This is a genomic window from Arthrobacter sp. NPDC097144 (genome assembly GCF_044762205.1).
Lineage (GTDB): Bacteria > Actinomycetota > Actinomycetes > Actinomycetales > Micrococcaceae > Arthrobacter_B.
This window is the reverse complement of the sequence record NZ_JBIWDW010000005.1, coordinates 165,753-192,553: the sequence shown is the minus strand read 5'-3', so window position 1 is coordinate 192,553 and position 26,801 is coordinate 165,753. Positions and strand designations below refer to the sequence as shown.

The following is a 26,801-nucleotide window of genomic DNA, read 5'->3' as shown; positions in this document are numbered from 1 at the left end:
ACTGCCATGCGTGTCCGGCGCGCCGGGTCCCGGGGGCCAATGTGTTCAGTGTCCAGCAGATGTCCGCCGCGCAATAGGGGTGACGGCCCCGGAGGGACGGCACTGAGGAGGATTCATGGAGTCAGCAGTACTTTCACCGCGCGGCGTTCATCCATGGCCCGGTAACCTTCCGCCGCGTCCTCGAGGGGAAGTGTGAGGTCGAAGACCTGGCCGGGATCTATGGACCGGTTCCAGATCAGGTCAATCAGTTCGGGCAGGAACCGGCGGACCGGTGCCGGCCCGCCGAGCATGTTGATCTCGGCGAAGAACAGTTCCAGTCCGGGCAGCGCCACGTCATGGGATACGCCCACAAAGCCCATGTGCCCGCCGGGCCGCGTGGAGCGGACCGCCTGCATCATCGATTCCTGTGTCCCCACGGCCTCCACCACCGAGTGTGCCCCGAGCCCGTGTGTCATGTCCTTGATGACGGCCGCGCCGTCGTCGCCGCGTTCGGCAACGATGTCCGTGGCGCCGAAGCGGAGCGCCAGTTCCTGCCGCTCGGGATTCCGGCTCATGGCTATGACCCGCTCGGCGCCGAGCTGGCGGGCGGCCAGGACGGCAAGGAGCCCGACGGCGCCGTCGCCCACCACCGCCACCGTCTTGCCGGGACCGGCGGAGGCGGCCACGGCACCGAACCAGCCGGTGCCGAGCACATCGGAGGCGGCCATCAGCGACGGCAGCAGGTCGGCGTCGGGCTGGCCGGGCGTAGCCACCAGAGTGCCGTCGGCAAGCGGAATCCGGGCGAACTGTGCCTGGGTGCCGATCGCGCCCATCGGATGCGCCTGGACGCAGCGGCTTTGGAAACCGGCCCGGCAGATCTCACAGGTGTTGTCGGAGGCCCAGAAGGATCCGACGACGAAGTCTCCGAGTTTTACCGTGCGGACCTCGCTGCCGACCTCTGTCACGGTACCCACGTATTCATGACCCATCGGTGCCACAGCCGGAACGTCTTCGATGCCGCGGTATGGCCAGAGGTCGGAGCCGCAGATGCAGGTTGCGGCGAGCCGGATGACAGCGTCGGTTGGTTCAATGATCCGCGGGTCCGCGCGGTCCTCCACCCGGATGTCACCGGGGGCATGAATAACTACTCCTCGCATGGGGTTGCTCCCTTCAAGAATCCTGTGCAGTTCCTTCTCCAGCAGACCATTGCCCTCCGCGCTCGGGAAGTCCCGGCCGGCAGCGGCGGACGCCGGCCGGGCATTCCGCTGGCGCACGCGCTGCGGGAGCATGGGGTGGGGGCTCACCGTTTCGCCGATTCCAAGGAGCAGGACCCATGATCCTGAACGAGACCTACATGCTGGTCAACGGACTTCCCATCCCAAAGCTGGGCCTGGGCACCTGGTTCATTGAGGACGACCGCGCTGCACAGGCCGTCCGCGACGCCGTCGGCATCGGCTACCGCAACATCGACACCGCGCAGGCCTACGGCAATGAGCACGGTGTGGGAGAAGGAGTGCGCAGCAGCGGCGTCCCGCGCGATGAGCTGTTTGTCTCCAGCAAGCTGGCTGCCGAGATCAAGGATTACGACGGCGCCGTGGCCGCGATCGACGGGTCACTGACGACAATGGGCCTGGATTACCTGGACCTGATGCTCATCCACAGTCCGCAGCCATGGAATGACTGGCGCGGCGGCACCTACGCCGAGGGCAACCGGCAGGCATGGCGGGCACTGGAGGAAGCCCAGCAGGCGGGCAAGCTCCGGTCCATCGGCGTCTCCAACTTCCAACAGTCCGACCTGGAGAATATCGTCTCGGTCTCCACGGTTTCCCCACAGGTGAACCAGGTGCTCTTCCATATCGGCAACACCCCGGACGACCTCCTCTCCTACTGCACCGGGGAAGGCATCCTCATAGAGGCCTACTCCCCCATTGCGCACGGGGAGATCCTCGCGAACGCGGACGTCATTGAAATGGCACAACGCTACTCCGTGACCGTCCCTCAGCTGTGCATCCGCTACGCCCTGCAAATGGGCACGGTTCCGCTGCCCAAGACCGCCAACCCGGAGCACATGCGCGAAAACGCGCAGGTCGACTTCACCATCTCCGACGAGGACATCAGTGCTCTGTGGCGCCTGCGCATCAATGACTACGGCAAGTCCGGCAAGTTCCCAGTCTTCAGCGGCAAGTAACATCCGGGGCGAGTCCTCCGCCGACCAGAGGGCCCCCTCCGCTTCGGAGCAGCTGCACTTTGCCCCCCGCGCCCTTGTCCTGAGGAAGAATACCGAACGTTTCGCCGCTCGTCCGCTAATTGACGAATCCCGATGCTGGATACCCCAAAGGACCGGATTCTGCTCCCCTGCCCCCCATACAGTCGTTGGTGTTCGGTGATCAACTCCACCAGCTGAAGGGCTCAAAATGTCAGATCGCAACTACACCTTGTTTGTATCGTCATACGGCGACGCAGGATCAGCGGCAGAGGATTTCAAGACCATCAAGAGCATGGACGAAGGAGTGGTGGCCGCGGTTATCCTCTCCCGTGACGCCTCGGGCCGGGTTGAGGTGAAAGAGCATGGAGGCAGGCTGGTTGGCGGCGGCACCACTGCCGGCGCCGTTGCCGGACTGGTGGTGGGACTCTTTGCTCCGCCGCTGCTGCTCTCAGGTGTGATTGGTGCCGCGATTGGCGCCGGTGCAGGTGCCGTTGCGAAGCGCCACGAGGAGAAGAAAATTGGCGTGGAGGCGGACGAATGGCTGGCACCGGGATCCTCGGCGCTCGTTGCGGTTGTCGACGACCACTACCTGGACCGGGTGGACAAGGCCGTCAGCAAGGCGACCAAGAAAATCAACAAGGCCATCGACAAAGGTGACTACGACGCGGTGGTGAAGGCCATCAACGAAGGCGACGAAAAGATCGTGGAGGCTGTGGCTTCCTGACCCAGTCACCGTCCCGGCGGCGCCCCGTCCTGCTGGGCGACAACTGGCGGGACGGCCACGCGAGATGGCAGAAAGTGCGCTTCCCAGGGCTGGGAAGCGCACTTTCTGCTATTTCGGCGGTGTCCTGGAGCCGGTGCGGTGAAGCGGTCCCGGGAATGCCGACGACGGCGGCCGGGTTGCAGAGAGCATGACCACGCATTTCCCCAGTACCGCACCTGGCGCCGCCAGCCAGGGCTTCCCCTCCCCATCTGAGAACCTGCACGTCGCCGTGGTGGGCGCGGGACGGGTGGGCACCGCCGTCGCCCGCTCACTGCTCGACGCCGGCCACCGGGTTTCACTCTCCGCCTCCGGAAACCCCGCTCAGCTGGCACTGATGGCTGAAATCGTGACCCCGGGTGCCGAGCCGAAATGGACCCGGGATGCTGTGGCAGACGCGGATCTGGTGGTCCTCGCGGTGCCGCTGCACCGGCTGCAGAATGTTGACCCGGCCCTGCTGGAGGGCCGCGTCGTGGTGGATGCGATGAACTATTGGCCGCCCGTGGACGGCGAAATTCCGGCGTTCGCTGCGGGGACACGCGGCTCCTCCGTGGTGGTGCAGGAGATGTTCCCGGGCGCCACGGTGGTCAAGAGCTTCAACCACACCGGGTACTCCAGCCTGGAACCGGACCGCCGTCCGGCCGGCCATCCGGACCGGCTCGGCCTGGCAGTGGCCGGTGACCAGCCGGATGCAGTCGCACTGGTTTCAGCTGTGGTGGATCAGATCGGCTATGACCCGGTCGCGGTCGCTTCCCTGAGCGCGACCGCGTTCCTGCAGCCCGGCGGACCTGCGTTCGGAGCCCGGCTCACCGCAGCGCAGCTGGCGGCAATGTCGGACGCACCCGCGTCCGTGGCCTAAGAGCTCGGTACCTCCTGCCGTTTCACCCGCGCTGACGGCTGGCAATCGGCGGGGAACTGCAGCCCAGGCGTCGGCCGGAAGCGTCCATGCGCCGCAGCCAGGTGGCGGCGAGCATCGCTGCCGTCAGCTCCCAGCCAACGAGCGCGAGCATCGTGAAGGTCGATTGGGCGCCGGCGCCGTCCGCAGCACCCGCAACCGCAGGCAGACCGCCGTGCTGATGCCCGCTTTCTTCCCCGCCCGCTGCCAGCAGCAGCACCGCATGGACGGCGACCATAGCCAGCGCGCCGCCCATCATCATCCGCGCGGCGCCGACTGACCCGAACCGCCACAACGGCAGCACGCAGGGCAGGCACATCAGCGCCATCAGCAGCATCCCGGCCGCCGTCAGTCCGGCATGCTGTCCGGCCATCTGCAGGTGCAGTCCGGCGGAGAGCAGGGCCGCCCCGGCGCAGGCCCGGGCATGGAAGCCCGGGCCAGCCACCGCCGAGTCCGCTACCGGTGGCAATGCCCGCCGGATTCCGGCGCGGGCACGTCCAGCACGGGCGAACGGTCGAAGAAACCCTCGGGCCGCAGCTTGAAGCCCGTGGTGTCCACCGGCATGATCGGCCAGTCCTCCACGCGCGGGAAATGCGTCAGGCCGAAGGTGTGCCAGAGGACGATGTCCTGTCCGTCAATATCGCGGTCCGCCTGCACCCATTCCGGGACGCCGCCGCCGCCGGAGTGCTGGTTGACGAAGTCACCGGTCGGGTAGCGCTGGGACTCATCCCGCCGTGTCACCCACAGCGCCTTGGAAGCGAACGTCGCCCGCCGGTAGATGGAGGAATCCTCATCCGCCAGCAGGGTGGGCTGGCCCTCGGGGTGCAGCTTGTAGGCCACCGGCTCGCCCAGGCGGTTGGTCTTTTCCGGGTTGGAAACCACCCAGGTGCGCCCGACGGCGGAAGCGGCGTCGCGGGCGGCCTCCGACTCGCGGGCCAGCACGGTCCGCTTGCGGGTGAAGGCGTTGCCGCGCGGGTTCTCCGGTCCCACCGGCACGCGCACGGCGTCCTCCTCCTCGACCCGGCCGGGGCCGCCGTCCAGCGCGAAATCCAGCCGGGCACCAAACAGGTGCTGGTGGAACGGAGCGCCCAGCCCGGGTGCCAGTTCGGAGGCGTAGGGGTAGTCCTTGCCCGGGTAGGCGCTGGTGAAGACGACGCCGGTGGCCTTGGCCTCGAACTCGATGGTGCCGTCCAGGTACAGGTACCAGTAGAAGCCGTAGTCGTAGTTGCCCACCGTGGTGAAGAAGCTGATCACCAGGCGGCGGTTGCGGCGGGTGTAATTGACCCCGGACCACAGGTCGGAGTGCTTGGAGAGGATGGAGGCGTCTTCTTCGTGCATGCAGATGCCGTTGCGGATGGTGCGCGGATTGCCGCGCGCATCGGAGACGGTGGGTGAAATGTAGTGGATTTCGCCCAGGCAGTCGCAGCCCAGTTCCAGCGAGTTGGCGAACTGGCCCACCAGGTACTCTCCGGTGTCGAAGTAGTTCTGCCAGGAGCGGGTGGGCGCGGGATCCCCGTATGGAACCACCATCTCGGCAATCGAGGCGCGGTTCAGGATCCGGCGCACCGTTCCCCCGTCCTCGAAGCCGATGTTGTGGAGCACCAGGCCCTCGCGGACATCAAAGCCCACGTCCAGGTGCCACTTCTCCCACTCCACATGGTTAATGCCGGTGACAGTGAAGCTGGGCCCCTCCGGCTGGGTGATGCTGATGGGTTTCTGCGTGGTGCGCAGCGGACCGGTCAGGGACGGGTCCGTGTAGTTGCCGTGTTCCTCAGGAACCGGCACGGCGCCGAAATCCAGCACGGAGTCCACGGTGCGGGCGGTGACGTCCACATAGGCCACCAGCCCGTCAATGGGATGCGCCCACGCGGAATCCTCAGCATGCGTCTGCAGGAAGGCCAGTCCGCGCAGGATGCGCCGGCCCTTTTCCTCGGGGTATTCGAAGACGCCGGCCGAGAGCGGAGCCACGCGGACCTGCGCGACGTCGAGTCCGCGCTTCTCCAGCGCGGCCAGCCAGTCCGGGTCAGTGGACAGGATCTGCTCCACCACCTCGAATTCCTCCTCCAGCACGGGCAGTTCGCCGGTGACCTCGGTGTCCAGCACGGTGTCGCTCACTACTGCGCGGGCGGTGGCGGAGACGACGACGTCGTGCGGCTTGCCGCCCGCGGTGTCCAGCAGGAAGACGCGGAACCGCCGGTCCGTGCGGGCCTCGGGGTCCGTTTTGTTGCTGCCCCGGGGCGGATCCACCAGGCCGAGGTAGGCAATCCGGGCGGTGTCCGGGAACAGGCCGGCCGCCTCGAGGGTTTCGCGGACGGCAGTGATTTCCTCCGGGGTGGCCAGCGCATAGGCGCTCACCGGCTCCGGCACACGTTCGGGAACGGTGTCGGCGGGCGCTGGCTTGGCGGCGGAATGGCACGAGCTCATGGAGTCTCCGGTTCTGCGAGGCGGTTTTTCTATGGTTGTAGACAATAACCGTGAGTGACGCAGGTTACAAGGGTGAACCGGAGCCGTGCATCAAAGCGTTGCGCGCATCGGCAAGAGTCTGTCGCCCGCTGCCAAGACCCCGCAGCGGCCCGCCGCCGAAGCTGGGTGGAGCAGCATGTGTGCCGTTGACCGCCGCCCGCCCCTCCAGCCGCGTAAGGAAATCCCATGACCCAGGAAACACCTGTCGATTTCATCGTCACCAACGGGCCCGTCTACACAAGCGATCCCGCGAACGAGTGGGCCGAGGCCTTCGCCGTCCGGGCCGGGGAAATTGTGGCTGTGGGAGACGAGGCAGCTATCCGGGAGCTGGCCGGCGAGACAACCGCCGTCGTCGACCTGCACGGCAGGCTGGCCATGCCCGGCCTCGTGGATGTGCACGCCCATCTTGGCCTGGGCGGCAGGCAGGCGGCGTTCGAGTTGCCGCTGCTGCCCACCGATTCTCCGGCGGAGATCTTCGCCAAGGTGCGGGCCTGGGCCGGGCGGCTGGCCCCGGACGAGTGGGTTATCGGCGGCATCGTCGGCTCCACCGTCATGGATGACCTCACCGTCCGGGACCTGCGGGCCCTGGACGAGGCCGCCGGTGGGCGTCCGGTGCTGCTGCGCGATGATTCCATGCACAACCGCTGGGTGAATTCCCGGGCGCTGGAGCTCATGGGCGTGGACGCGGACACCCCGGACCCGGAGGGCGGAACTTTCGTGCGCGACGACGCCGGGCAGCTCACCGGCGTTCTGCAGGAGCTGGCCAGCCCGGTGGCGGAAGCGGCCGCGGCGGCCTCCATCGATGACACCCCCGAGCGCCATGCCACCGCTTTTCGCACCGCGGTGCAGATCCTCAACGGCTACGGCGTGACCGCTGTGCAGGAGGCCGCCACGATGGACTACGCCCTGGAAACCCTCGCCGCCATGGACGGCCGCGGGGAGCTCACCGCCCACGTGGTGGCCTCCATGCCGTCCCGGCCCTTCATTGAACCCGGTACCACGGGAGCGGCGCTGTACGACGTCGGCGCCCGCCACCGCACCGCCCACCTGCATCCCGACTTTTCCAAATACGTCCTGGACGGCGTGCCGATGACACGTACCAGTGCCATGCTCAACCCCTATCTGTGCAGCCACGCCGGCCACGACCAGCAGCACACCGGGGAACCGCTGTGGCGGCTGGAAGAGCTGGTGGCATCGCTGGAGGAGCTGGCGGACCGCGGCCTGCATGCCAAGCTGCACGCTACCGGCGACGCCGCCGTGCGGCTGATCCTCGATGCCGTGGAACGGGTGCGGGCCACCCGGGGCGACGGGCCGCTGTTCCAGATCGCACACGTCGAGTACATCAGCGACGCGGATCTGCGCCGGTTCGCAGCGCTGGGCGTGGTGCCCGACGCTTCGCCCTACATCTGGTTCCCCTCGGTGATCCAGGAGAGCATCGCCAAGCAGATTCCGGCCGAGACCTTCAACAAGTCCTGGCCGCTGAAGGACCTGCTGCTGGACGGAGCGCTGGTCAGCGGCGGGTCGGACTGGCCCTGCTCGGCACCCACCCCGGATCCCTGGACCGGCCTGGAAACCATGGTCACGCGCCGCAACCCGGACCCCGCCGTCGTCGGCGAACTCAACGGCGGGCAGGCGCTGGACGTCCGGCAGGCAGTGGCAGCCTTCACCCGCAACCCGGCCGCCGCCATGGGGCTGGCAGAGAAGGTCGGGATGCTCCGGCAGGGAATGTCCGCCGATTTCATTGTGCTGGACCGGAACATCTTCGGCATTGACCCCGGACAGATCCATGCGGTGCAGGTGCAGCAGACCTGGTTCGAAGGCAGGCTGGTGCACGAGGCAGCGGAGCAGATGAGTTTGCCGGCCGTAGGATAAGCGGTGGAAAGGCGGCCGTGGGGGCCGGCGCCGGAAGGGAAGCATGCCAAAGATCGTGGACCATGAACGGCGGCGGGCGGAGATTGTGCAGACCACCTGGCGGATGATCGCCCGGCACGGCCTGGACAGAGCCACCCTGCGCGAGGTGGCCGCCGAGGCCGGCTATGCCAACGGGGCGATCAAGCCGTACTTCCCCGCCAAATCGGATCTGCTGGAAGCCACCTTCCGCCACGTTTTCTCCCGCACCAATGACCGCGGCGCTGCTGCCACTCAGGGGCTGGACGGTTTCGACGCGCTGCGGGCGTTCTGCCTTGAGGTCCTTCCCCTGGATGCGGACCGGCTTGATGAAGCACGGGTGGTGATTGCCTTCTGGCAGCTGGCGCTGCACGATCCGGCGCAGGCTGAGGTCAATGATTCGGCGATGCTTCAGTGGCGCAGCAGCATCCGCGGATGGCTGGACGCAGCGCGCGGCGCGGACGACGACGGCGACGGCGGGCGGGCCCCGGTGCAGACCCTCGCCGAAACCCTGCTCACCTTTCTGCTGGGCGCACAGGTGGCTGCGGTGTTTGATCCGGACTTCAACTCCCCCGACCAGCTCGTCGCCCAGCTGGACGGGCAGTTGGACTTACTGCGCCGGTAATGCGGCTCCATCAGCTGGTTTGTGAGCCCGGCTCGCTCACGCCCCCGCCGGGAAGTTCGACACACGGAGAAAATTATCGACAACTCAACAGAAAAAGCGTAAGTTGCCTCTAGCGTGATCTGCTTCACGGAAGAGCTGCGGCAGCGAAAGGACGGCCATGACCACCCTGCTTCCTGCCGCCCCCTCCCGCCCCACCGTCGCATCGGCCCCTGGACCCGAGACGGCACCGGCCGGCCCCGTGGTCCGTGCCCAGTCCTTTCCGGAATGGAAACGCCTGATCTCACAGTCCTTCGTCCCGCTTGAAACTTCCCCGGCCGGAACCCGCCCCGCGGCCTCCTTCACCGGGCAGCTCACCAGCCACCAGCTGCGTGAACTGGCTATTGTGCAGGTGGATGCCATGGCCCACGCCGTGGAACGCACACCGGATTTGATTGCCGCCGGCGGATCCGGGTTCTACAAGCTGAACCTGCAGCTGTCCGGCAGCGGAGTGCTGCGCCAGAGCGGCCGGGAAACGGTGCTGACCACGGGCGAGCTGACCATTTATGACACCGGCCAGCCGTACACCCTGCGCTTTGACGAGAGCTTCTCCACCCTGGTGCTGATGTTCCCCAAGCATCTGGTGGGACTGTCCGCGGAGCAGATGAGCGGACTGACCGCCCTGCCGCTGGGGCGGGAGCACCGGCTGGGCCGCGCCGTCGTGCCGTTCCTGACCCAAACCGCACGAATGCTGCCCGAACTGGACGGGCCGATTGCGCACCGGCTGGCCATGAATACGGTGGACCTGCTGGCCACCCTCCTGGCTGATGAGGCCTATTCCAGCCCCGCGGCAGAGGGCGGGGGCCAGGCTCCGATGCTGCGCCGGATTCAGCTGTTCATCGACGGGCAGCTGTCCAACCCCGACCTCTCCCCCGGCTATGTGGCCGCGGCGCACTACATTTCCACCCGCAGCCTGCACAAACTCTTCGAAGACAGCGGCACCACCGCGGCCGCCTGGATCCGCGAGCGCCGGCTGGCCGGTGCACGGCACGACCTGGCCGATCCGCTGCTGGCGGATGTCCCCATCTCGGCCATCGGCGCCCGCTGGGGCCTGCCCGACCCGGCACACTTCAGCCGGATTTTCCGTACCGCACACGGCTGCTCCCCCTCCGCCTACCGGCAGCGCACCTGAGGGCTCCGGCACCTAAGGACCGCGGCACCTAAGGACGCCGGCACCTGAGGACTCCGACGCCAATGCACAGTTCGCCAACCAGTGCTCACTGAAAGCCAAGCCGCCAGACTATGACGTGGACCACAGTGGAGTAGGCCCGCCCCCCGGGCGCATCAACTCCAATCCGTCCCGCAGGAGATCACCGTGTCCACATCCCCCCAGCAGCCCGGCACGGGCACCGCCCTGGGGCGGCGGCGCCTCGGAGTGCCGGCGCTCGTGTTTATGATCATTGCCGCCTCGGCTCCGCTGACTGTGGTGGCCGGCGGCGTGACCAGCAACTATGCGGTCACCGGCCTGACCGGCATTCCGCTCTCCTTCATTGTGCTCGGCTCGGTGCTGCTGGTCTTCTCCGTGGGCTACTCGGCCATGAGCCAGCACGTGCCCAAGGCCGGCGCGTTTTACGCCTATATTGCCCGCGGATTGGGCAAGCCGGCCGGGGTGGGCGCCGCCTGGGTGGCCCTGCTGGCATATAACGCCATGCAGATCGGCATTTACGGGATGTTCGGCTTTGCCTCCTCCTCCTTCATCACCGGCCTGACCGGCGCCGAACCGGCCTGGTGGATCTGCGCTCTGGGCGCATGGCTCGTGGTGGGCGTGCTGGGCGTGAACAAGGTGGACCTTTCCGCGAAGGTGCTGGGTGCCCTGGTCGCCCTGGAATTCCTGGTGGTCATTGTCTACGACCTGATCTCGGTCGCTGCGGCACCGGAAGGGGTCAGCGCCGCGTCCCTGGCGCCGTCGGGCCTGTTCACCGCCGGCGTAGGCGCGGCCCTGGCCTTTTCCATCGCCGCGTTCATGGGTTTTGAATCCGGAGCCATCTACAACGAGGAAGTGAAGGACCCGCGCACCACCGCACGCCGGGCCACCTTCATTGCGATCGTGGTCATCGGCTGCTTCTATGCCTTCTCCGCGTGGGCGATGGCGGTGGGCGAGGGCGACAGCCAGGTGATTGCCCGCACCACCGAACTCGGCCCCGACCTGGTCTTCGCGTTCCTGGCCGAACGCGTCCCGGCCTGGGCCGTGGACCTGTCCTCCCTGCTCTTCGTCACCAGCCTGCTGGCAGCCCTGGTCGCCTTCCACAACGTGGTGGCGCGCTACTTCTTCGCGCTCGGCCGGGAGGGCGTGCTGCCCGGCGGCCTTGCCCGCACCAGCTCCCGCACCCAGGCTCCCGTGGCCGGTTCCCTGGCCCAGTCGGCAATCGCCGCCGTGGTGTTGGCCGTCTTCGCTGTCTCCGGAAACGGGCATGAGACCGGGCCGATGTTCCCCGTGCTGACGCTCTTCACCTGGCTCACGAACATGGGCGCCTTCGGACTGGTGCTGCTGATGGCCCTGACATCCTTCGCGGTGGTTGGCTACCTGAACCGGCATGCGGCCGGGCACGGCATCTGGACCCGGCTGGTGGCGCCGACGGCGGCGGGCATCGCCCTCGCTGCCGTGTTCGCGATGGTTGTGGCCAACTTCGATGTGCTGATCGGTCTGCAGGAGGCCAGTATCCTGGGCTGGCTGCTGCCGGTTATCGTCCTGGTCCCGGGGGTCCTCGGGATGCTGTGGGCAGTGGGGCTGCGGGGCCGCAGTCCGGAGGTCTACGCCGGAATCGGCTACGGCGGCGACGCACCGGAAGCCGCCCCTGCACAGGGGCAGGGGCCGCAGGGCGTGCACGTTTAGTCAAGCACTGCTCACGCAAAGCCAATCGGTGATGCTATGTCGTAGGACACAGTTGACTGTGGACCCGGCCGCCATCCAGCAAAGGAGCAGGACATGCCTCTCGCCGACTCGAAACTTTCCTCATATCAGGACATCCTGGACACGGTTGCCGCTCCCGGCGAGGGCCGGGACATCCTGGACCCGGCCACCGGTGAACTGGTGAGCAAGGCTCCCCTTCATACTGTCGAGGACCTGGAAAAGGCCGTCGCCGCCGCCCGTGCCGCACAACCGTCCTGGGCAGCGCTGGGCCATGCCGGGCGGCGCGAGGCACTGAATCTCGCCGCCGATGCCATCGATGCCGCCGCTGAAGGGCTCGCGGAACTCCTCTCGCGGGAACAGGGCAAACCGCTCAACGGCCCCAACGCCCGCTTCGAGGTGGGCGGCGCCGCCGCCTGGCTGCGCGCCGCGGCGTCGTTCGATTTGGAGCCCGAGGTACTGGTGGACGACGACGGCGGCCGCGCCGAACTCTACTACCGCCCCCTCGGGGTCGTGGGCGCCATCGGCCCGTGGAACTGGCCGATGATGATCAGCGTCTGGCAGCTCGCCCCGGCCCTGCGGATGGGCAACACCGTGGTGATGAAGCCTTCCGAATACACCCCGTTGTCCGTGCTGGCCCTGGCCGCCGTGATCAACCAGGCCCTGCCGGCGGACGTGCTGCACGTGGTGTCCGGCGGCCGCGACGTCGGCGAAGCCCTCTCCGGCCACCCGGACGTGGACAAAATCATGTTCACCGGCTCCACCGCCACCGGCAAGGCAATCATCCGGTCCTCCGCGGACACCGTGAAGCGCCTGACCCTGGAACTGGGCGGCAACGACGCCGGGATTGTGCTGCCTGACGCAGATCCGGAGGCCATCGCCGAAGACCTGTTCTGGGGTGCGTTCATCAACACCGGCCAGACCTGCGCCGCCATGAAGCGCCTCTACGTCCACGAGGACATTTACGACGACGTCGTCACCGCGCTGGCGAACGTCGCCGCCGCCATGCCGATGGGCGTGGGCCTGGATGAGAACAACGTGCTCGGGCCGCTGCAGAACAAGGCGCAGTTCGACATTGTTGCCGGGCTGGTGGAGGCTGCCCGGGACGCCGGTGCCCGGATTGTGCTCGGCGGCAACCCGGAGGCGGACCAGCCCGGATACTTCTACCCGGCCACTCTGGTGGCGGACATCGACAATGACAACCCGCTCGTTGCCCAGGAACAGTTCGGCCCGGCCCTGCCCATCATCCGCTACTCCACGGTGGACCAGGCCGTGGCGATGGCCAACGGCCTGGATGTGGGCCTGGGCGCCTCCGTCTGGTCCTCGGACAAGGACGCCGCCCGCGAGGTCGCTGCCCGCATTACTGCCGGCACCGTGTGGATCAACAAGCACGGCACCGTTGATCCGCGGATTCCGTTCGGCGGTGCCAAGCAGTCCGGTTACGGCCTGGAATTCGGCGTGGAGGGCCTCAAGCACCTCGGCGCCCCGCAGGTCATCAGCTACTAGCCCCCCCATACTGCGGTGCCGGGACGTTTCCCCCCTCCGGCCCGGCACCGCGCCTTTTTCCCCGCCGCTTCGCCTGAAAGGCCCTTCCCCGTGGATTCCTCCAGCTACATCGTCATTGGCGCCGGTTCGGCCGGCTGCGTCCTTGCCCGCCGGCTGCTGGATGCCGGACACACCGTCACCGTCCTGGAAGCCGGGGGCGAGGACACCAACCCGATCATCGCCAACGTGCACGAGGCCGGCGGGCTCTGGCACGGTCCGGAGGACTGGGACTATTACACGGTGGAGCAGTCCGGCGCGTCGAACCGGCGCATCCACCTGCCGCGCGGCAAGGTGCTCGGCGGGTCGCACGCGCTGAACGCAACCATCTGGGTACGCGGCGCCAAGGCCGACTATGACACCTGGAACTACCTGGGCTGCCCGGGCTGGGGCTGGGAGGACGTACTGCCAGTGTTCCGGGCCATCGAAAATTACGACGGCGGAGCTTCCGACACCCGCGGCGGCGAGGGCCCCCTGGACGTCGTGGGGGACTTTCCGATGAACCCTGTACAGGAGTCCATCCTCGCCGGGGCCTCGGAAATGGGCATCAAGATCAACGAGGACTACAACTCCGGCGACGTTGAGGGCGCCTCCAAGATGCAGCTGAACATCCGGGACGGCAAACGCTTCAATACCTGGCACGCCTACCTGCGGCCGGTGGCGGACAACCCCAACCTGACCCTGCTCACCGGCGCCACGGTCCGCCGGCTGCTGATCGAGGACGGGGCCGTGGCCGGCATCGAGTTTGAGCAGGGCGGCGAGGTGAAGACCCTGCATGCGGATGAGACGCTGCTGGCCGGCGGAGCGATCGGATCCCCGGAGATCCTGCTGCGTTCCGGCATCGGCCCGGCCGAGGAACTGCGCGCGGCCGGCATCGAACCGGTGCTGGACCTGCCCGGCGTCGGCAAGAACCTGCAGGACCACTTGCTGTCCCCCGTCATTTTCACCACCACCGCCAAGCCCGTACCGGACTGCGAGGTGGGAGCTGCGGAAACCCATCTGTTCTGGAAATCACGCCCGGATCTGGCCGTGCCGGACACCCAGCCGATCCATTTCTCGCTGCCGATGTACTTCCTGGATTCCATGAGCGGTCCGGAGAACGGGTTCTCCCTGGTGGCAGGCATTGTCCGTCCGCTCAGCCGCGGCGAAATCACCCTGTCCGGACCGGCTCCGGAAGATCCGATCCGCATCGACCTCGGTGCGCTCACCGAGCAGGCCGACGTCGATTCCCTGGCCGCTTCGGTGCGGCAATGCCGTGAGCTGGGCCGTACGTCGGCCCTCTCCGGGGAATGGGGCGCCGAGGAGGTCTACCCCGGTCCGGAGGTCTCGGACAGCGCGGAAGATCTGGAACAGTATGTGCGGGACACCGCCGTCACTTACCACCACCAGGTCGGCACCTGCAAAATGGGCCTGGACGCGCTGGCTGTGGTGGATCCGCGGAGCATGCAGGTGCTGGGGATGCCCGGTCTGCGCATTGCTGATGCGTCGGTCATGCCGCTGGTGCCCACGGGCAACACCAACGCGCCCACCATCATGATCGCCGAGCGCGCCGCCCGGATGATCCTCGCGGGCTGAGGTACTGCTGCGCCGAGGCGCACCGGCGTGGATGGTGCCGCTCCTTCTCAGGAGGGAAGGCGTATGACCAACTTGCGTGCTGATACTCCTTTGCCAAGGATGTTCAGGGCGTTTTGCACCTGGTCCAGGCCGTCGCCCACAATCTGCGAAGGGGTGCCGGCAGGTAGGTACCGTCCCTGAGGGCTGCGGGAAGGAAATCCGTCCACAGCATCGGTCCAACGGCGTTGTCCCGCAGTGACGCTCCCCAGATGAACTTCGCCCGGATTCCCAGGAGTCTTGCGCGTGTCATCATCTTGGCGGTGCGCAGGACAAGCTCGAGGACGGCCAAGGCCTGCCGGGGACTGCGCCCTGCCGTCCTCCGCATCCCCTGGAGCGACACGGACGGACTGGCCAGGGCCACCCGCTTCGCGCCGGTCCGCCTGGCGATCGTGATGCAGGGTTCAGCCGACCCCGTGCCAATGGCGAGGATACCGGCAACGGCTCCACCCTTGAGGGCGGCGACGATGTCTGCGACGGCATGGGGGTTTGCGTAGTCAACGGCGAGGTCCGCACCGAGGGCGCGCATCCGGTCGTGATTTTGGGGAGAGGACGTGGTCAGGACCCGGTAGCCCGCCGCGACGGCCAGTTGGATGGCGTTGCTGCCCACACTGGTCGATCCTCCCCACACCACTACCCACTCCGTTGAGGACGACTCCCCCAAGGTCGACGGCGCCGGGACCGTTGGGTAGCGCAGCGCCAATTGATCATCCTGGAAGAGACCGCAGGCCGCCGTTGACATCGCCAGGGGGAGGACGACGGCGTCCGCCAAAGACATGGTGTCGGGGATCGGCGCGGCCAGGACGGCATCAACAACGGTGTAGAGCTGGAAGCCACCCTCGGCGGAATGGTCCCGGCCCTTTTCCATTCCCAGGGCATACGCAATGACGCGGTCGCCCGGACCAAACCGGGTAACGCCGGACCCGATCTCCATCACCTCGCCGGCAACATCTTCGCCGAGGACCGCTGGGTAGGGCAGCCAGCCGTACATGAGGTTGCCGGTTGCCTGCTTGACGACATCGAGCGGATTCACGGCGATGAAGTGGTTGCGGATCAGGATCTGGTTGGGCCCCGGAGACGGACACGGCACCTCCCGTACCTCCAGATCTGCGGTCCGGGCGGCCATGACTGCAGCAGCGTTAGTGGTCATTGCATCCTCCGATGGGGACTGCGGCATCACGCGATGTCATGCCGTGTCATGACACTACGCGCCAACGTCAGCCTTACGGCGTTGCTGCTGACTGGCGGCCAAGCTCATCCCACAGGAAAGCCAGCGTTGCTGCGCCGGCTTTGAGGATATCGACCCGGGCGCTTTCGTCACTGTCATGCCAGTTGTCCTCCACCAGGCCCGTGCCGAAAAAGATAACGGGAATATTCAAGACGGATGACAGTAATTCGGCCGGCCCGCCGCCGGCATTGCCCATCCGTCCCACGTCCCGGGTTTGAAAACCCTTCGCCATCGCGGCGGCCAGGGCGTCCAGCACCCGCCCGTCCGGAGTGCGGTAAGGCTCCTGCGCCGTTTCAGTGTCGATGGACAACTCATACGCGTAGCCGTCACTGACGGTGTCCCGGACCCAACGGCGCACCTGGTCCGCCACGGCCTCAGCCTTCTGGCCGGCAACGGTGCGGATGCTCAGGTCCGCCGCCGCCATGGACGGAACAGCAGCACGTTTCGCTCCAACGGGGTCCCCGGCAGCCATGGCGACAACTTCCAGTGCCGGCCGTTCCCACAGCCGCTCCAGCGGAGTGTAACCCTCCTCCCCCAGGATGCTCCGGGTGTGCGAACGTTCCAGCCAGTCCTGCGCATCAAAAGGCAGTGCGGCGAGTTCCTCGCGGCGGCGCTGGGACATTTCTTCGACGTCGTCATAGAAACCGGGAAACGTAATCCTGCCCTTCTCATCGTGCAGCTGGCCAAGGAGCCTGCCCAGCTCGAGGGCGGGGTTGGGCGCCGTCCCGGACACTGCTCCGCTGTGAATGTCCGTCAGCGGGCCGTATATCTCAAGGTGCACCCCGGTCATGCCGCGGACGCTGGTGCAGAGGGCCGGATGCCCGGCCTGCCACAGCAGAGTGTCGGAGAAAATCACTGCGTCCGCCTGAAGCCGTTGCCGGTTGGCCTCGATGAGCTCTTTCAGGCCCGGTGAGCCGGCCTCTTCCTCCCCCTCGACGATGAATTTGAGATTCACCGCCGGTTCGGTCCGCCCCGCCGCAGCCAAATGAGCGCGCAAGGCCAGCAGATGCGCCATTACCTGTCCCTTGGCGTCCGAGCTTCCGCGTCCGTAGAGCCGGCCGTCGCGGAACACAGGTTCGAAGGCCGAGGTTTGCTTCCAGTTCTCTTCCTTCACGGCCCGCACGTCGTGGTGGCTGTAGATGAGGATGGTGGGGGCATCCGCGGCGCCGGACCATTCGGCGAAGACCGCCGGGCTGTCCGGACCTTCCCAGATCTCGGTCACCGGGAATCCGATGCTGCGCAGCTCTCCGGCGAGCCAGTTTGCGGACCGCATCAGATGGTGTTTGCGTTCCGGCACACCGGCCACTGACGGAATGCGCACCCACTCAGCGAGCCGGTCCACGAGAAGGTCCGCCGCATTGGCCTCGAGATAGCCTCGAACGTCTTCGTCAACCGTCATGGTTGTCCTTTCAATGGTTCGGCAGCCTGCATGCCGTGCGTGACCTCGACGGCGTCCGCCACCACCGCGGCAAGGTTGCGGCTGCCGGCCATGGTGTCGCGCTGCCTCCGTGAACCTGTGCCGGAGGAGAGGATGCGGGTCAGTTCCCGGGACACCGGGCCCTCATCGCCGACGGCCGCGAGGACGGGGCGAATGTGCGACAGGAGGGCTTCGACGGCGTCCGCCGCGGGGCATGGTGTGTGCAGGACCGGGTGCAGCAGCTGCCCTTCCGTCCCGGCCACACTGGCCTGCCATCCCGCCAGGCGCAGCTGCGCGGCAGACACCCGCGGAGCCCGGATGCCGGCTTCCCAGTCCCGGGCAGCCTGTTCCACAAGGGCGCGCACCATTGCGGCTATGGCTGCGGCATGGGACGGATCCAGACACACGTCCGCGATGCGCACTTCGACTGTTGGGTGGGTACTGGACAGACGCGCGTCGAAATACACCATGCCCTCATCCACAAGTACCCCCGTAGTCAGCAACGACCGGACGTGGCGGCGGTAACCCCTTTCAGAGCCGAACAGCTCACAGGGCCCCGCCGTCGGCCACCGGTTCCATGCCTGGTAGCGGAAGCTGGCATATCCGCTGTCGCGTCCCTGCCAGAACGGCGAGTTGGCGCTCAATGCCAGCAGAACCGGCAACCACACCCGGATCCGGTCCAACACGGCCACAGCTTCCTCTCCCGAGACCACCCCCACATGGACATGGAAGCCACAGGTGAGCTGTTCCCTGAAGGTCAGGCCGAACCGGTCCGCCATCAGCTGGAAACGCGGCAGGGGCACCATGGACGGGCTGGTCAAGAAGGGACTGGTTGCCAGCGCCGCTGCCCTGGCGCCTACCGACCGGGCGGCCTCATCAGCCATGGCGCGGCCGTCCCGGACGGCGGCCTCCAACTCCTGCAGCGTGGTGCAGACAGGGCCCACGGCTTCTATCTGCTCCTGCTGCACTTCCCGGGTCAGGACGGGACCCATGTCCGAGATGCTGCGCTTTGCCGCCCGGCTAAGCGCCAGCTCGGCGACGGGTATGGGATGCCCTGTTGCCGGGTCCACGAGAAGGAATTCCTCCTCGATGCCGAAGGTCCGTGCAGGGTTGGTGTCCGGGCGGGGATCCGGACTGTTTATCAGTGTGGTCAAGGCAGGTCCTTGCAGGCCTCAAAGCACGATTCGGCGGCGCTTCTTGCTGCCGGTCCTGAAAGGGTACTCAGGAAACCGTGCCGGGGGAAGAACCATCAAACATGATTTCCGGCCGGCGCCGCCGGCTGGGGAATTCCTGTGCAGCAGGAGGGGTTCCTTCCCAGAGAGAGACCGCTGCAGGACACTGCGGCCGGTCCCGCTGACACTATCGAAGGAATATGCAATGCCAATATTGGGAATCATCGGAAGCGGAAACATCGGCACGGCAGTTGCGCGGCTTGCAGTTGCCGCGGGCATGAACGTCGTCATAGCCAACTCGCGGGGGCCGGAAACGCTCTCGGACCTGATCTCCGAGCTCGGGCCGCTGGCCGCCGCCGGAACGGTGGAAGACGCCGCGAAGCTCGGCGACGCCATCGTGCTTTCCATTCCGCTCAAGGCGGTTACGGATCTTCCGGACGGGCTTCTGGCCGGCAAAACCGTTCTGGACACCAGCAATTACTATCCGTCGCGGGACGGGCGCATCACCACCCTGGATGACAGCACCGTCACCACAAGCGAGCTGGTGCAGAGCTGGCTTCCCGGAGCGTACTACGTCAAGGCATTCAACAACATCCTGGCGCACCACATTCCGCTTCTGGCCCGGCCCGCCGGGTCCCCGGATCGCTCCGCGCTGCCCATCGCGTCCGACAATACGGAGGCCAAGGCAGAGGCTGCGGCACTCATCGACGCGCTGGGGTACGACGTCGTGGACGCCGGCACCGTCGCCGAGAGCTGGCGGTTTGAACCGGACGCCGCGGGCTACACCCGCCTCTACCTCGCGGATGAGAGTACCCCCGATGACCAGCTTTTGAACTCGATGCCCGGGATAACGCCCAAGGAGAAGGTCGAGTCCACGCTGGCATCAGCCACCCGGGTGAACGTGGCCGAACGAATCTTTTAAGCCGGCTGCGGCACCAAGCTGCCGGCTGGCTGAAATGTACGGCTTTACAGCAGCACGCCACCGGACACCTCGATGCGCTCACCGGTTGCCCAGCGGAAGTCCCCGGACACCAGCGCAGCGATCGCGTCGGCGATGTCATCCGGCTCGCCCACCCGTCCCAGTGCGGTCTGCGCGGACAACGTCTCCCGCGTGGCGTCGCTGTCCCGCATGGCTCCGCCGTTGAAGTCGGTGGCGGTGGGCCCCGGTGCAATCGAATTGACCCGGATGCCCCGCGGGCCCAGTTCGGCGGCGAGACTCCGGGTCAGTGCTTCGAGCGCCTTCTTCGAGGCCGCATAGACGGAGGTCGCCGGGCTGACGTGCCGGCTGAGCGAACTGGACACGTTCACGATGGCTGCCCCTTTGGCCAAGTGGGGCAGGAAGGCCTGCGTGAGGAAAAGTGGACCGCGGACGTTGACGGCGAAGGTGGTGTCGAAGTCTTCCGCCGTCATGGCGCCAAGGGGCGCGAACAGTCCCACCCCGGCGTTGTTCACCAGCACATCGATGGTGGTGGCGTTCCACTTCTCCCTGATGCCGGTAAGAGCCGCGACGCGGGCCGCCTCAATGGAGGGAAGGTTTGCGACATCCAACCGGACCGCGACGGCTTCGCCGCCCAATTCGACAATCTCGTCAACGACGTCCCCGGCGCCGCCCCGCGAGGCGGCAATGACGTTGACCGAGCGGATACTCGCCGCGGCGACCATAGAGTTTGCGGCCCACGGTTTCGCCGGCGGGCGCGTGGAGCGGATCGCTTCCCAGGCGCAGAGCAACGTCCGGATGATCTACGCGTACTACGGGGGCAAGAGCGGCCTGTTCGATGCGACCGTTTCGGACGCGCTGCGCCGGATGGCCGAGAACGTCCCTCCCCGTCCCGAGGACCTCGCAGGCTGGGCCGGGGACGTGTTCGACCATCATCAGCGCTTCCCTGAGGTACTCCGCCTGAGCATGTGGGCTCAGCTGGAGCGGCCGGAGGCCACCGCCGAGCCGAGCGATATCTACCGGAAGAAGACCCTCGCCGTCGCCACGGCTGCCGCACGCCCGCTGTCCGCCGTCGACGTTTTGGTCTTCATCTACGCCATCGCGCAGGCTTGGCAGCTCTCCCCTGAGGGGCTTACCAGTCTCGCGGAAATTTCGGTCAGAGGTGAGGAAGTTGCTGCTGCCCGGAGGCGAGCCGTGGTGACGGCCGTCGAGCGCATGCTGCAGGTCCAGCCCTGAATCGGGCAGCAGCCGAAAAAGACACTTCAGGCTTCTGCACCGCAGGGATTATCCAGAAGCTCAAGGTATATAGGTCAGCGGAACCCCGTCGGGACCCGCGGTGTGTATTCCCCGGGCACCGTCAACTGCCGGACCGGCCGTCCACCGGAGTCTTCTGCAGCGCGATGGTGCGCCCGGGTTCCACGAAGTAGACGTTGCCCACCTCGTGCACGTACGGCACTTTGTTAGCTTCCGCGAGCTGGTCATTGGTCAGGTTGAACCGGTAGGTGATTCCGGACAGGGTGTCCCCGGGCACGACGGTGTAGCTGGTGGGGATTCCGTTTGCATCCTCCGCAGCGGTCCCCATGGCGCCGATATCCGGGCCGGCCGGCAGCAGCCGGAGCCGGGTGCCCGGTGCCAGAGGCGTCCCGGACTGAAGTCCGTTGAATCCGGCGACCTTTGTTTCGGAGAACCCGTAAACCTCAGCGACTGTGGCCAGGGTGTCGCCGGCAACGGTGAGGTAGAAGTCGGGATTGCCGAACGAATCCGTGATGGTCTCCCCGCCCAGGGACGCCTCGGCGGCTGCGACCGGATTCGGGGCTGCCGGAGTCGGGATGGCGGAGGGTTCCGGCGTCGCAGCTGCGGCGGGATTGGGGGTTGCCGTGGCAGCTGCCGTCTCAACAGGAGCGGGTTCGGAGGCGGTACATCCAGCCAGACCAACAGACAGCAGAACTGCGCAGACGGCCGCGGATCGGCCCGCCCAGTATCGGCCCGGCTTGGAAACGCGGCCCGGCTTGGAAACGCTGTTGATTTTCGCCACGGTTATCCCCCAAAAGCCCGGCTTGAACCGAGCACAGTCATTGGGACAGAGCCTAGCCCATGGTTTTGGTCCGTCCCGGTTGAACGGTCTACTTCGGATGTGAGTACATCACCACAAGCACGCAGACCGCAGAAAATCCCGCCTGTACCACAAGCAGCACCCCCGGAACGTAGCCCAGGAACAGGCCCAGCAGCAGCGGAACCAGTGTCAGCAGCGTGGTGTCCAGGCCGCGGATCATGGCCCCGGTCTGCGCCGTCGGCACCGGACCGAAGACGGTGTCTGCGGGCGGCACGGTCCAGTCCGGCTGGACCCGGTAGGCTCCCCGCACTGCGGACGCACCAAACCCCGCGCCGGCGAGTGCACCAAGAGCGATCAGCACAGGGCTGCCGGCACCCAGCAGCACCAGTACAGCGCAAAACACAGCAGACCACAGAGCCAGTGCCGCCGCCGGCAAAGCCATCCGGCTGAGCCGCACGATGCCCGGCGACAGCGGCAGCAGCATATCCAGGCCCGGCGTTATCGCCGTCCGCCGCGCCAGTGTTCCCAGCGCCGGAACTGCGGCACAAACCGTTCCCGCAATCAGGGCCAACTGCACCAGCGGCGGCTGGGCCCCGCCCGTCAGCAGCAGGGCTACGCACAACAGAAGCAGGGCCATCGGACGGGTCCACAGTCCCCGGGTCCGCAGGAATGCAGCTGTGTCGGCACGCAGCAACGCTCCAAACGGCGTCCGTGCGCCCCTCGCATACCAGCGCCCGGCCCGGGAGGACACGGCTCCCCCGGGATCGGCGGACAGTGCCCGGCCCACCTCATTCGGATCCAGCAAATACACCGCGGCGTCGGCGTGTCCGGAGACAGCGCCGCCGCGGATCAGTTCGCGGGCTGGGATCCGTTCCAGCCGGGCAGACACCACCAGCCACAGTGCGCCGGTGACACTCAGGGCACCCAGCCCCAAAGCCCACGACCCGTCGGCCACCCCCGCAGGAATCACGCTCAGGAGCGCTATCAGCAGCACGCCGGGGAGTCCGCCCCTCCGGTCAGTCGAAGCACGCGCAACCGGCCGGGCCTGGCGCACGGCGGCGAGCAGCACCGCGCAGACCGCAGCCAGGCCAAACACCCCTGCAGCCGGCAGCTGCCCCTGAACACCGGTCTCCAGATCCGTGACGAGCCCGAACGGCAGGTACAGTACGGCGGCCCCCGCGCACACCAGCACCAGGCGCCGGACCAGCCGTCCGGTCACCATCGGCCGCCGGTCCAGCGGCAGGCCCAGCCACCAGTACCCTTCAGCTGCGCTGACCGACACCGGACCAAGCTTCCGGGCCATGACCGTCACCGACATCAGGGCGGCGAACACCAGCACGGCCGCTGCTGTGCCGTCGGGCAGGGAGAACGACGGCGGCACCACCAGGGTGCGTCCCGCCGGGCCCGCGCTCCAGGCCTGGGCCACCTGCCCGCGCAGCGCCAGGACCAGACCAGTAGCCAGGGCACCGATGGTTCCCACGGCCAGCACTGCGGTGTAGACGTCAATGAAGACATCCCGGAAGCGCGTCCGGGTTCGGACGAAGGTCCGTGAGGCCTGCCGGGTGAACTGCACCGGGTTGAAGGCCGCAGGTGCCGCCTCCACGGCGGCGTCGGGCGCCACGGCTAGCGTCCGGCGATTTCGGCGGCGGCGCGGCCGGGCGCAATCTCGCGGACGTCGTCGTCGATCAGCAGACACCGGTCCGCGGTGGACAGCAGCAGCGCCGGGTCGTGGGTGACCAGCAAAACCGTGCCGCCGCCGTCGGCATAGGCGTTGATCCGATCCCCCAGCCGTTCCCGCATGACCGGGTCCAGGCGCTGTTCCGGTTCATCCAGGATCAGCAGCGAGGAGGGCCGGATCAGGGCTGAAGCCAGCAGCAACCTGCGCCGCTGACCGGAGGAGACGGAGGCCGGAACGGCGTTGGCCCGTTCCTGCAGGGCAAAAAAATCCAGCTCAGCGTCGACGGCGGCGTTGGGGTCCGAAACCGAGTGCCCGCGGGCCACCAGCTGGAGGTGCTCGCGCAGGGACAGGGAGGGGAAGAACGCGTCCTCATCGAACAGGGCGGCGACCTGCCGCCGGAACGGAAGCGCGTCTTCATTGACCGGGAGCCCGAGGACCCGCACGTCGCCGTCGAGCATCGGCTGTTTTCCGGCGATGGTGCGGGCGGCAGTGGACTTGCCGGCGCCGTTGAACCCGACCACCCCGAGGACTTCGCCGGGCTCCGCACGCGCCGTGATCCGGCCGCACACCGGAGTACCGCCGTAGCCCACGGACAAATCTGCAATCTCCAGCACAGCCCCCACTGACGTCATGGGTTCAATCTAGCTCAGGCGTTGCTCACGTTCGGCCGAGCCGGCCTGCGGGCGGGAATTTCCCCGAGCCGGCCGTTGCTTACACACACCACAACCATCAGCGAAGGGATGCAGACATGGCAACACTGGGAATCATCGGAAGCGGAAACATCGGATCGGCCGTTGCCCGGCTTGCAGTTGCAGCGGGGATGAACGTGGTCATCGCAAACTCGCGGGGACCGGAAACACTCCAGGACCTGGTGGGCGAGCTGGGCCCGCTGGCCAAGGCCGGAACAGTGGACGAGGCAGCCCGCCTGGGCGACGCCGTCGTGCTTTCCATCCCGCTCAAGGCGGTGAAGGACCTCCCGGAGGGGCTGCTGGCCGACAAGCTGGTGCTGGACACGAGCAACTACTACCCGTCCCGCGACGGGCGCATCAAGGACCTTGATGAGAGCACCGTGACGAGCAGCGAAATGGTCCGGGACCAGCTGGGCGCTGCGCAGTACGTGAAGGTCTTCAACAACATCACCGCAGCGCACATCCCGGCCCTCGCCCGGCCTGCCGGTGCTGGCGACCGCACCGCGCTGCCGATCGCAGGGGACGACGCCGCTGCCAAGACCGAGGCGTCAGCCGTCATTGGGCAGCTCGGCTTCGACACCGTGGACGCCGGCTCGCTGGCCGAAAGCTGGCGGTTTGAGCCCGACACCCCGGCCTACGGGCGGGTCTACTTCGCGGACCCGAATGCCTCCGATGAGCAGCTGATGGACACGCCTCCCGGGCCGACGCCGGCGGAGCAGGTTCGGTCCGCGCTCGACGCCGCTGCCCGGGTCAACGTGGCGGAGCGCCGGTTCTAGAGCGGCGAGCGCTGCGCCCCGGCGGGTAGCGCAGGTACCGGACAGGAGGCTGATCAGTCCTCAAGGGTGCGGATCACCCGGGCCGGCGATCCGACCACCACGGAACGGGCCGGAACGTCCTTGGTGACGACGGCGCCGGCGGCCACCACGGCGTCGTCGCCGATGGTCACCCCCGGCAGCACGGTGACGTTGGAACCGAGCCAGACATTCCGGCCCAGCGTGACGGGCGCCGGATGCATGTCCGCCCGCCGGCTCGGTGACAAATCATGGTTCAGCGTTGCCAGGACGGCATTGTGGCCGATGAGGCAGCCGTCTCCAATGCTGATGCCGCCCTGATCCTGGAACCGGCAGCCGGAGTTGATGAAAACCCGTTTTCCCAACGTGATGTTCCTGCCGAAATCGGCGGAAAACGGTGGAAACAGGGCCACGGACTCATCCACGGGCTTACCGGTCAGCCGGGCCAGGAGTTCCCTCACTTCGGCCGGTTCGTGGTAGCCGGAGTTGAGCTCGCCGGTGATCCGCAGGGCGGCCTGGCTGGCATGGTGCATGGCCTCATGCAGGGGTGAGCCTGCGGTGATTGTTTGGCCGGCGTTCAACGCTGTGATCAGGTCATCAAGTTCCATTGGCCCATTATCGCTGCACCCCGGAGGAGCGGCACTGCGCCGCACCCTCCGGGGCAAAGGCATCACCCAAAGCCGGCAGGCTCAGCCCCGGGCTAAAGATCGGCGAGGAGCGCGTTCATCTCCTGGATCTCCGCTTCCTGGTCGGAGATCACCGACCGCGCCAGTTCGACGGCGTCAGGGCTGGATCCGTTTGCCGCTTCGTCTTCGGCCATGGAGACAGCTCCCTCATGGTGGGCAATCATCTGTGTGAGGAACAAACGGCTGGCCTCGGTTCCCCGGGCTGCTTCGAGCCGGTCCAGGTCCTCAGGGCTGACCATGCCTTCCATGTCCATATTTCCGGACATGGCCGCCGGTTCTCCCCACTTCTCAAGCCAGCTGCTCATGGCCTCAATTTCCGGGCCCTGCGCTGCCTTGATGTCTTCGGCCCGCTCACGGATCTTCGGATCCAGGCTGTCCTTGGCCAGGACCATCTCACTCATCTCCACCGCCTGCCGATGGTGGACCATCATCATCTGCGCAAACATTGTGTCGGCACTGTTGTGTCCGGCGTCAGGACCGGATTCCGGCGCGTGCGAGGTGCTTCCGTGGTCCATCCCGGACATGTTCCCACTCTGCCCGGAGGCATTGTCCGTGCCGCAGCCGGCCAGGAAGACGACGGCGGCGAGGGCGGTTGCTGAAATTGCTGGTGAACGCTTCACTGTGGTTTTTCCTTTGAAAGTCTCTGCAGTCTTGTGTGGCATCGCTGTCACTCCGGTGCCGGCCGCCCTGCGGGCACACCGGAGGCCGTCGCCGCTGGGTGCGACGGGCTTCGATGGTTTTTACGTTCGACTGATACAGAGCTCAATGAGGGACGGCGTCTGCGGGACAGCCCTCGGGTCAGGCCCTCCGACCCCACGCGCAAAGGAATGCTGCCTTCGCACGGACAGCACCTTGGGCCTGAGAAGCAGGATGAGCACAAAAATCATCAGCGTGCACACGCTGCCCGCTGAGCCATGGTCCTGGCTGCACGGCGCGGAGCAGCCATGTCCGCCGGCCCCCGGGGCAGCGTCGGGCCCGTGCTGAGCAGGCACCTCTTCAGGATGCGCGGCGACAGCAGCCACCGCCGCGGCCGGCTCATGATGGGAGGCACTGAACATGTGCATCCCCAGGATCCCGGCAATGACGGCCGCCACACCCAGGAACAGTGCTGCGGCCGCAGGGAACGGCAGGAGGAGCGCCGGGTTGCGTCCGCACCGCATTGTCATCCTCCGTACCGGTGGTCAGTGGTCTCTCACGGACGGGACGACGGCGGCGCAGGCGGCCTTCGGAGCGTTCCGGAGTGCACAGTGTGGGACCTTCAAGGCGTAGCGATTCGTTGATCGGACGCGGACTTCCGG

At 67.0% G+C, this 26,801-nt stretch carries 25 protein-coding genes; 12 read left to right on the top strand and 13 right to left on the bottom strand.

Features of this window, described 5'->3' with window-relative positions; translation table 11 throughout:
- Window positions 1–113: 113 nt before the first annotated feature.
- Window positions 114–1,136 (bottom strand): zinc-dependent alcohol dehydrogenase family protein, encoded by a 1,023-nt coding sequence (locus ACIQXM_RS13415; RefSeq protein ID WP_400932515.1) that lies wholly within the window; start codon window positions 1,134–1,136, stop codon window positions 114–116.
- Between the two features lie 176 nt (window positions 1,137–1,312).
- Here ACIQXM_RS13415 and ACIQXM_RS13410 point away from each other — a divergent pair, with 176 nt between their 5' ends.
- The 3 genes from ACIQXM_RS13410 (at window position 1,313) to ACIQXM_RS13400 (ending at window position 3,804) form a co-directional block, all read left to right on the top strand.
- Window positions 1,313–2,167, top strand: a complete 855-nt coding sequence (locus tag ACIQXM_RS13410; protein ID WP_400932281.1) for an aldo/keto reductase — start codon at window positions 1,313–1,315, stop codon at window positions 2,165–2,167.
- A gap of 226 nt (window positions 2,168–2,393) precedes the next feature.
- Window positions 2,394–2,909: a DUF1269 domain-containing protein gene (locus tag ACIQXM_RS13405; RefSeq protein WP_400932278.1), complete on the top strand. Its 516-nt coding sequence runs from the start codon at window positions 2,394–2,396 to the stop codon at window positions 2,907–2,909.
- Between the two features lie 187 nt (window positions 2,910–3,096).
- A complete protein-coding gene (locus ACIQXM_RS13400) occupies window positions 3,097–3,804 on the top strand; it encodes an NADPH-dependent F420 reductase (protein ID WP_400932275.1) in 708 nt (235 codons plus the stop codon).
- Window positions 3,805–3,826: 22 nt separating this feature from the next.
- On the opposite strand, the gene ACIQXM_RS13395 is transcribed toward ACIQXM_RS13400, so the two are convergent.
- Together ACIQXM_RS13395 and ACIQXM_RS13390 are read right to left on the bottom strand one after the other, a co-directional pair.
- Window positions 3,827–4,285 carry a hypothetical protein gene (locus ACIQXM_RS13395; RefSeq protein WP_400932272.1) on the bottom strand — a complete coding sequence of 153 codons (459 nt, stop codon included), beginning with the start codon at window positions 4,283–4,285 and terminating at the stop codon, window positions 3,827–3,829.
- 11 nt (window positions 4,286–4,296) lie between these two features.
- A complete protein-coding gene (locus ACIQXM_RS13390; protein ID WP_400932270.1) occupies window positions 4,297–6,264 on the bottom strand; it encodes a primary-amine oxidase in 1,968 nt (655 codons plus the stop codon).
- 225 nt (window positions 6,265–6,489) lie between these two features.
- Between ACIQXM_RS13390 and ACIQXM_RS13385 the strand changes: the two genes are divergently transcribed.
- The 6 genes from ACIQXM_RS13385 (at window position 6,490) to ACIQXM_RS13360 (ending at window position 14,816) form a co-directional block, all read left to right on the top strand.
- Window positions 6,490–8,175, top strand: coding sequence for an amidohydrolase (locus tag ACIQXM_RS13385; protein WP_400932267.1), 1,686 nt, complete (start codon window positions 6,490–6,492; stop codon window positions 8,173–8,175).
- Between the two features lie 43 nt (window positions 8,176–8,218).
- Entirely contained in the window at window positions 8,219–8,815 is a 597-nt protein-coding gene (locus ACIQXM_RS13380) for a TetR/AcrR family transcriptional regulator (protein ID WP_400932264.1), read from the top strand.
- Between the two features lie 157 nt (window positions 8,816–8,972).
- Window positions 8,973–9,983, top strand: a complete 1,011-nt coding sequence (locus ACIQXM_RS13375) for a helix-turn-helix domain-containing protein (RefSeq protein WP_400932262.1) — start codon at window positions 8,973–8,975, stop codon at window positions 9,981–9,983.
- A gap of 183 nt (window positions 9,984–10,166) precedes the next feature.
- The gene (locus ACIQXM_RS13370; RefSeq protein WP_400932259.1) at window positions 10,167–11,684 is read left to right on the top strand and encodes an APC family permease; all 1,518 of its coding nucleotides are present in this window, start codon (window positions 10,167–10,169) and stop codon (window positions 11,682–11,684) included.
- Window positions 11,685–11,777: 93 nt separating this feature from the next.
- The gene (locus ACIQXM_RS13365) at window positions 11,778–13,205 is read left to right on the top strand and encodes an aldehyde dehydrogenase family protein (protein ID WP_400932256.1); all 1,428 of its coding nucleotides are present in this window, start codon (window positions 11,778–11,780) and stop codon (window positions 13,203–13,205) included.
- A 90-nt stretch (window positions 13,206–13,295) separates the two neighbouring features.
- Complete coding sequence (locus ACIQXM_RS13360) at window positions 13,296–14,816, top strand: GMC family oxidoreductase (protein ID WP_400932254.1); 1,521 nt, start codon at window positions 13,296–13,298, stop codon at window positions 14,814–14,816.
- 103 nt (window positions 14,817–14,919) lie between these two features.
- Here ACIQXM_RS13360 and ACIQXM_RS13355 read toward each other — a convergent pair whose 3' ends face one another.
- From ACIQXM_RS13355 to ACIQXM_RS13345, 3 genes are all read right to left on the bottom strand, one after another.
- Window positions 14,920–16,002 carry a zinc-binding alcohol dehydrogenase family protein gene (locus ACIQXM_RS13355; RefSeq protein WP_400932251.1) on the bottom strand — a complete coding sequence of 361 codons (1,083 nt, stop codon included), beginning with the start codon at window positions 16,000–16,002 and terminating at the stop codon, window positions 14,920–14,922.
- Between the two features lie 73 nt (window positions 16,003–16,075).
- Window positions 16,076–17,479: a M20/M25/M40 family metallo-hydrolase gene (locus ACIQXM_RS13350; RefSeq protein ID WP_400932248.1), complete on the bottom strand. Its 1,404-nt coding sequence runs from the start codon at window positions 17,477–17,479 to the stop codon at window positions 16,076–16,078.
- Complete coding sequence (locus ACIQXM_RS13345) at window positions 17,476–18,651, bottom strand: glutamate--cysteine ligase (RefSeq protein ID WP_400932245.1); 1,176 nt, start codon at window positions 18,649–18,651, stop codon at window positions 17,476–17,478. Before ACIQXM_RS13345 ends, ACIQXM_RS13350 begins: the two co-directional genes overlap by 4 nt.
- A 223-nt stretch (window positions 18,652–18,874) precedes the next feature.
- Here ACIQXM_RS13345 and ACIQXM_RS13340 point away from each other — a divergent pair, with 223 nt between their 5' ends.
- Window positions 18,875–19,591 (top strand): NADPH-dependent F420 reductase, encoded by a 717-nt coding sequence (locus ACIQXM_RS13340; protein WP_400932242.1) that lies wholly within the window; start codon window positions 18,875–18,877, stop codon window positions 19,589–19,591.
- Window positions 19,592–19,635: 44 nt separating this feature from the next.
- Here ACIQXM_RS13340 and ACIQXM_RS13335 read toward each other — a convergent pair whose 3' ends face one another.
- On the bottom strand, window positions 19,636–20,331 hold the full coding sequence (locus ACIQXM_RS13335; RefSeq protein WP_400932239.1) for an SDR family NAD(P)-dependent oxidoreductase: 696 nt from the start codon (window positions 20,329–20,331) through the stop codon (window positions 19,636–19,638).
- On the opposite strand from ACIQXM_RS13335, the gene ACIQXM_RS13330 reads away from it, so the two are divergent.
- On the top strand, window positions 20,294–20,842 hold the full coding sequence (locus ACIQXM_RS13330) for a TetR family transcriptional regulator (protein WP_400932236.1): 549 nt from the start codon (window positions 20,294–20,296) through the stop codon (window positions 20,840–20,842). The two genes, ACIQXM_RS13335 and ACIQXM_RS13330, sit on opposite strands and share 38 nt — an antisense overlap.
- Window positions 20,843–20,963: 121 nt before the next feature.
- On the opposite strand, the gene ACIQXM_RS13325 is transcribed toward ACIQXM_RS13330, so the two are convergent.
- The 3 genes from ACIQXM_RS13325 to ACIQXM_RS13315 all read right to left on the bottom strand — a co-directional run bounded on the left by ACIQXM_RS13325 (window position 20,964) and on the right by ACIQXM_RS13315 (window position 23,969).
- Entirely contained in the window at window positions 20,964–21,641 is a 678-nt protein-coding gene (locus tag ACIQXM_RS13325) for a LysM peptidoglycan-binding domain-containing protein (RefSeq protein WP_400932234.1), read from the bottom strand.
- 88 nt (window positions 21,642–21,729) lie between these two features.
- Window positions 21,730–23,280, bottom strand: coding sequence for a DUF6297 family protein (locus tag ACIQXM_RS13320; protein ID WP_400932232.1), 1,551 nt, complete (start codon window positions 23,278–23,280; stop codon window positions 21,730–21,732).
- Window positions 23,281–23,282: 2 nt separating this feature from the next.
- Window positions 23,283–23,969: an ATP-binding cassette domain-containing protein gene (locus tag ACIQXM_RS13315; protein ID WP_400932230.1), complete on the bottom strand. Its 687-nt coding sequence runs from the start codon at window positions 23,967–23,969 to the stop codon at window positions 23,283–23,285.
- On the opposite strand from ACIQXM_RS13315, the gene ACIQXM_RS13310 reads away from it, so the two are divergent.
- Window positions 23,936–24,802 carry an NADPH-dependent F420 reductase gene (locus ACIQXM_RS13310; RefSeq protein ID WP_400932513.1) on the top strand — a complete coding sequence of 289 codons (867 nt, stop codon included), beginning with the start codon at window positions 23,936–23,938 and terminating at the stop codon, window positions 24,800–24,802. The genes ACIQXM_RS13315 and ACIQXM_RS13310 overlap by 34 nt on opposite strands.
- 53 nt (window positions 24,803–24,855) lie before the next feature.
- On the opposite strand, the gene ACIQXM_RS13305 is transcribed toward ACIQXM_RS13310, so the two are convergent.
- The 3 genes from ACIQXM_RS13305 to ACIQXM_RS13295 form a co-directional block, all read right to left on the bottom strand.
- Window positions 24,856–25,425, bottom strand: coding sequence for a DapH/DapD/GlmU-related protein (locus ACIQXM_RS13305; RefSeq protein WP_400932228.1), 570 nt, complete (start codon window positions 25,423–25,425; stop codon window positions 24,856–24,858).
- Window positions 25,426–25,517: 92 nt separating this feature from the next.
- Window positions 25,518–26,123 carry a DUF305 domain-containing protein gene (locus ACIQXM_RS13300; protein ID WP_400932226.1) on the bottom strand — a complete coding sequence of 202 codons (606 nt, stop codon included), beginning with the start codon at window positions 26,121–26,123 and terminating at the stop codon, window positions 25,518–25,520.
- Window positions 26,124–26,243: 120 nt separating this feature from the next.
- Window positions 26,244–26,663 (bottom strand): DUF6153 family protein, encoded by a 420-nt coding sequence (locus ACIQXM_RS13295; RefSeq protein WP_400932511.1) that lies wholly within the window; start codon window positions 26,661–26,663, stop codon window positions 26,244–26,246.
- Window positions 26,664–26,801: the final 138 nt, after the last annotated feature.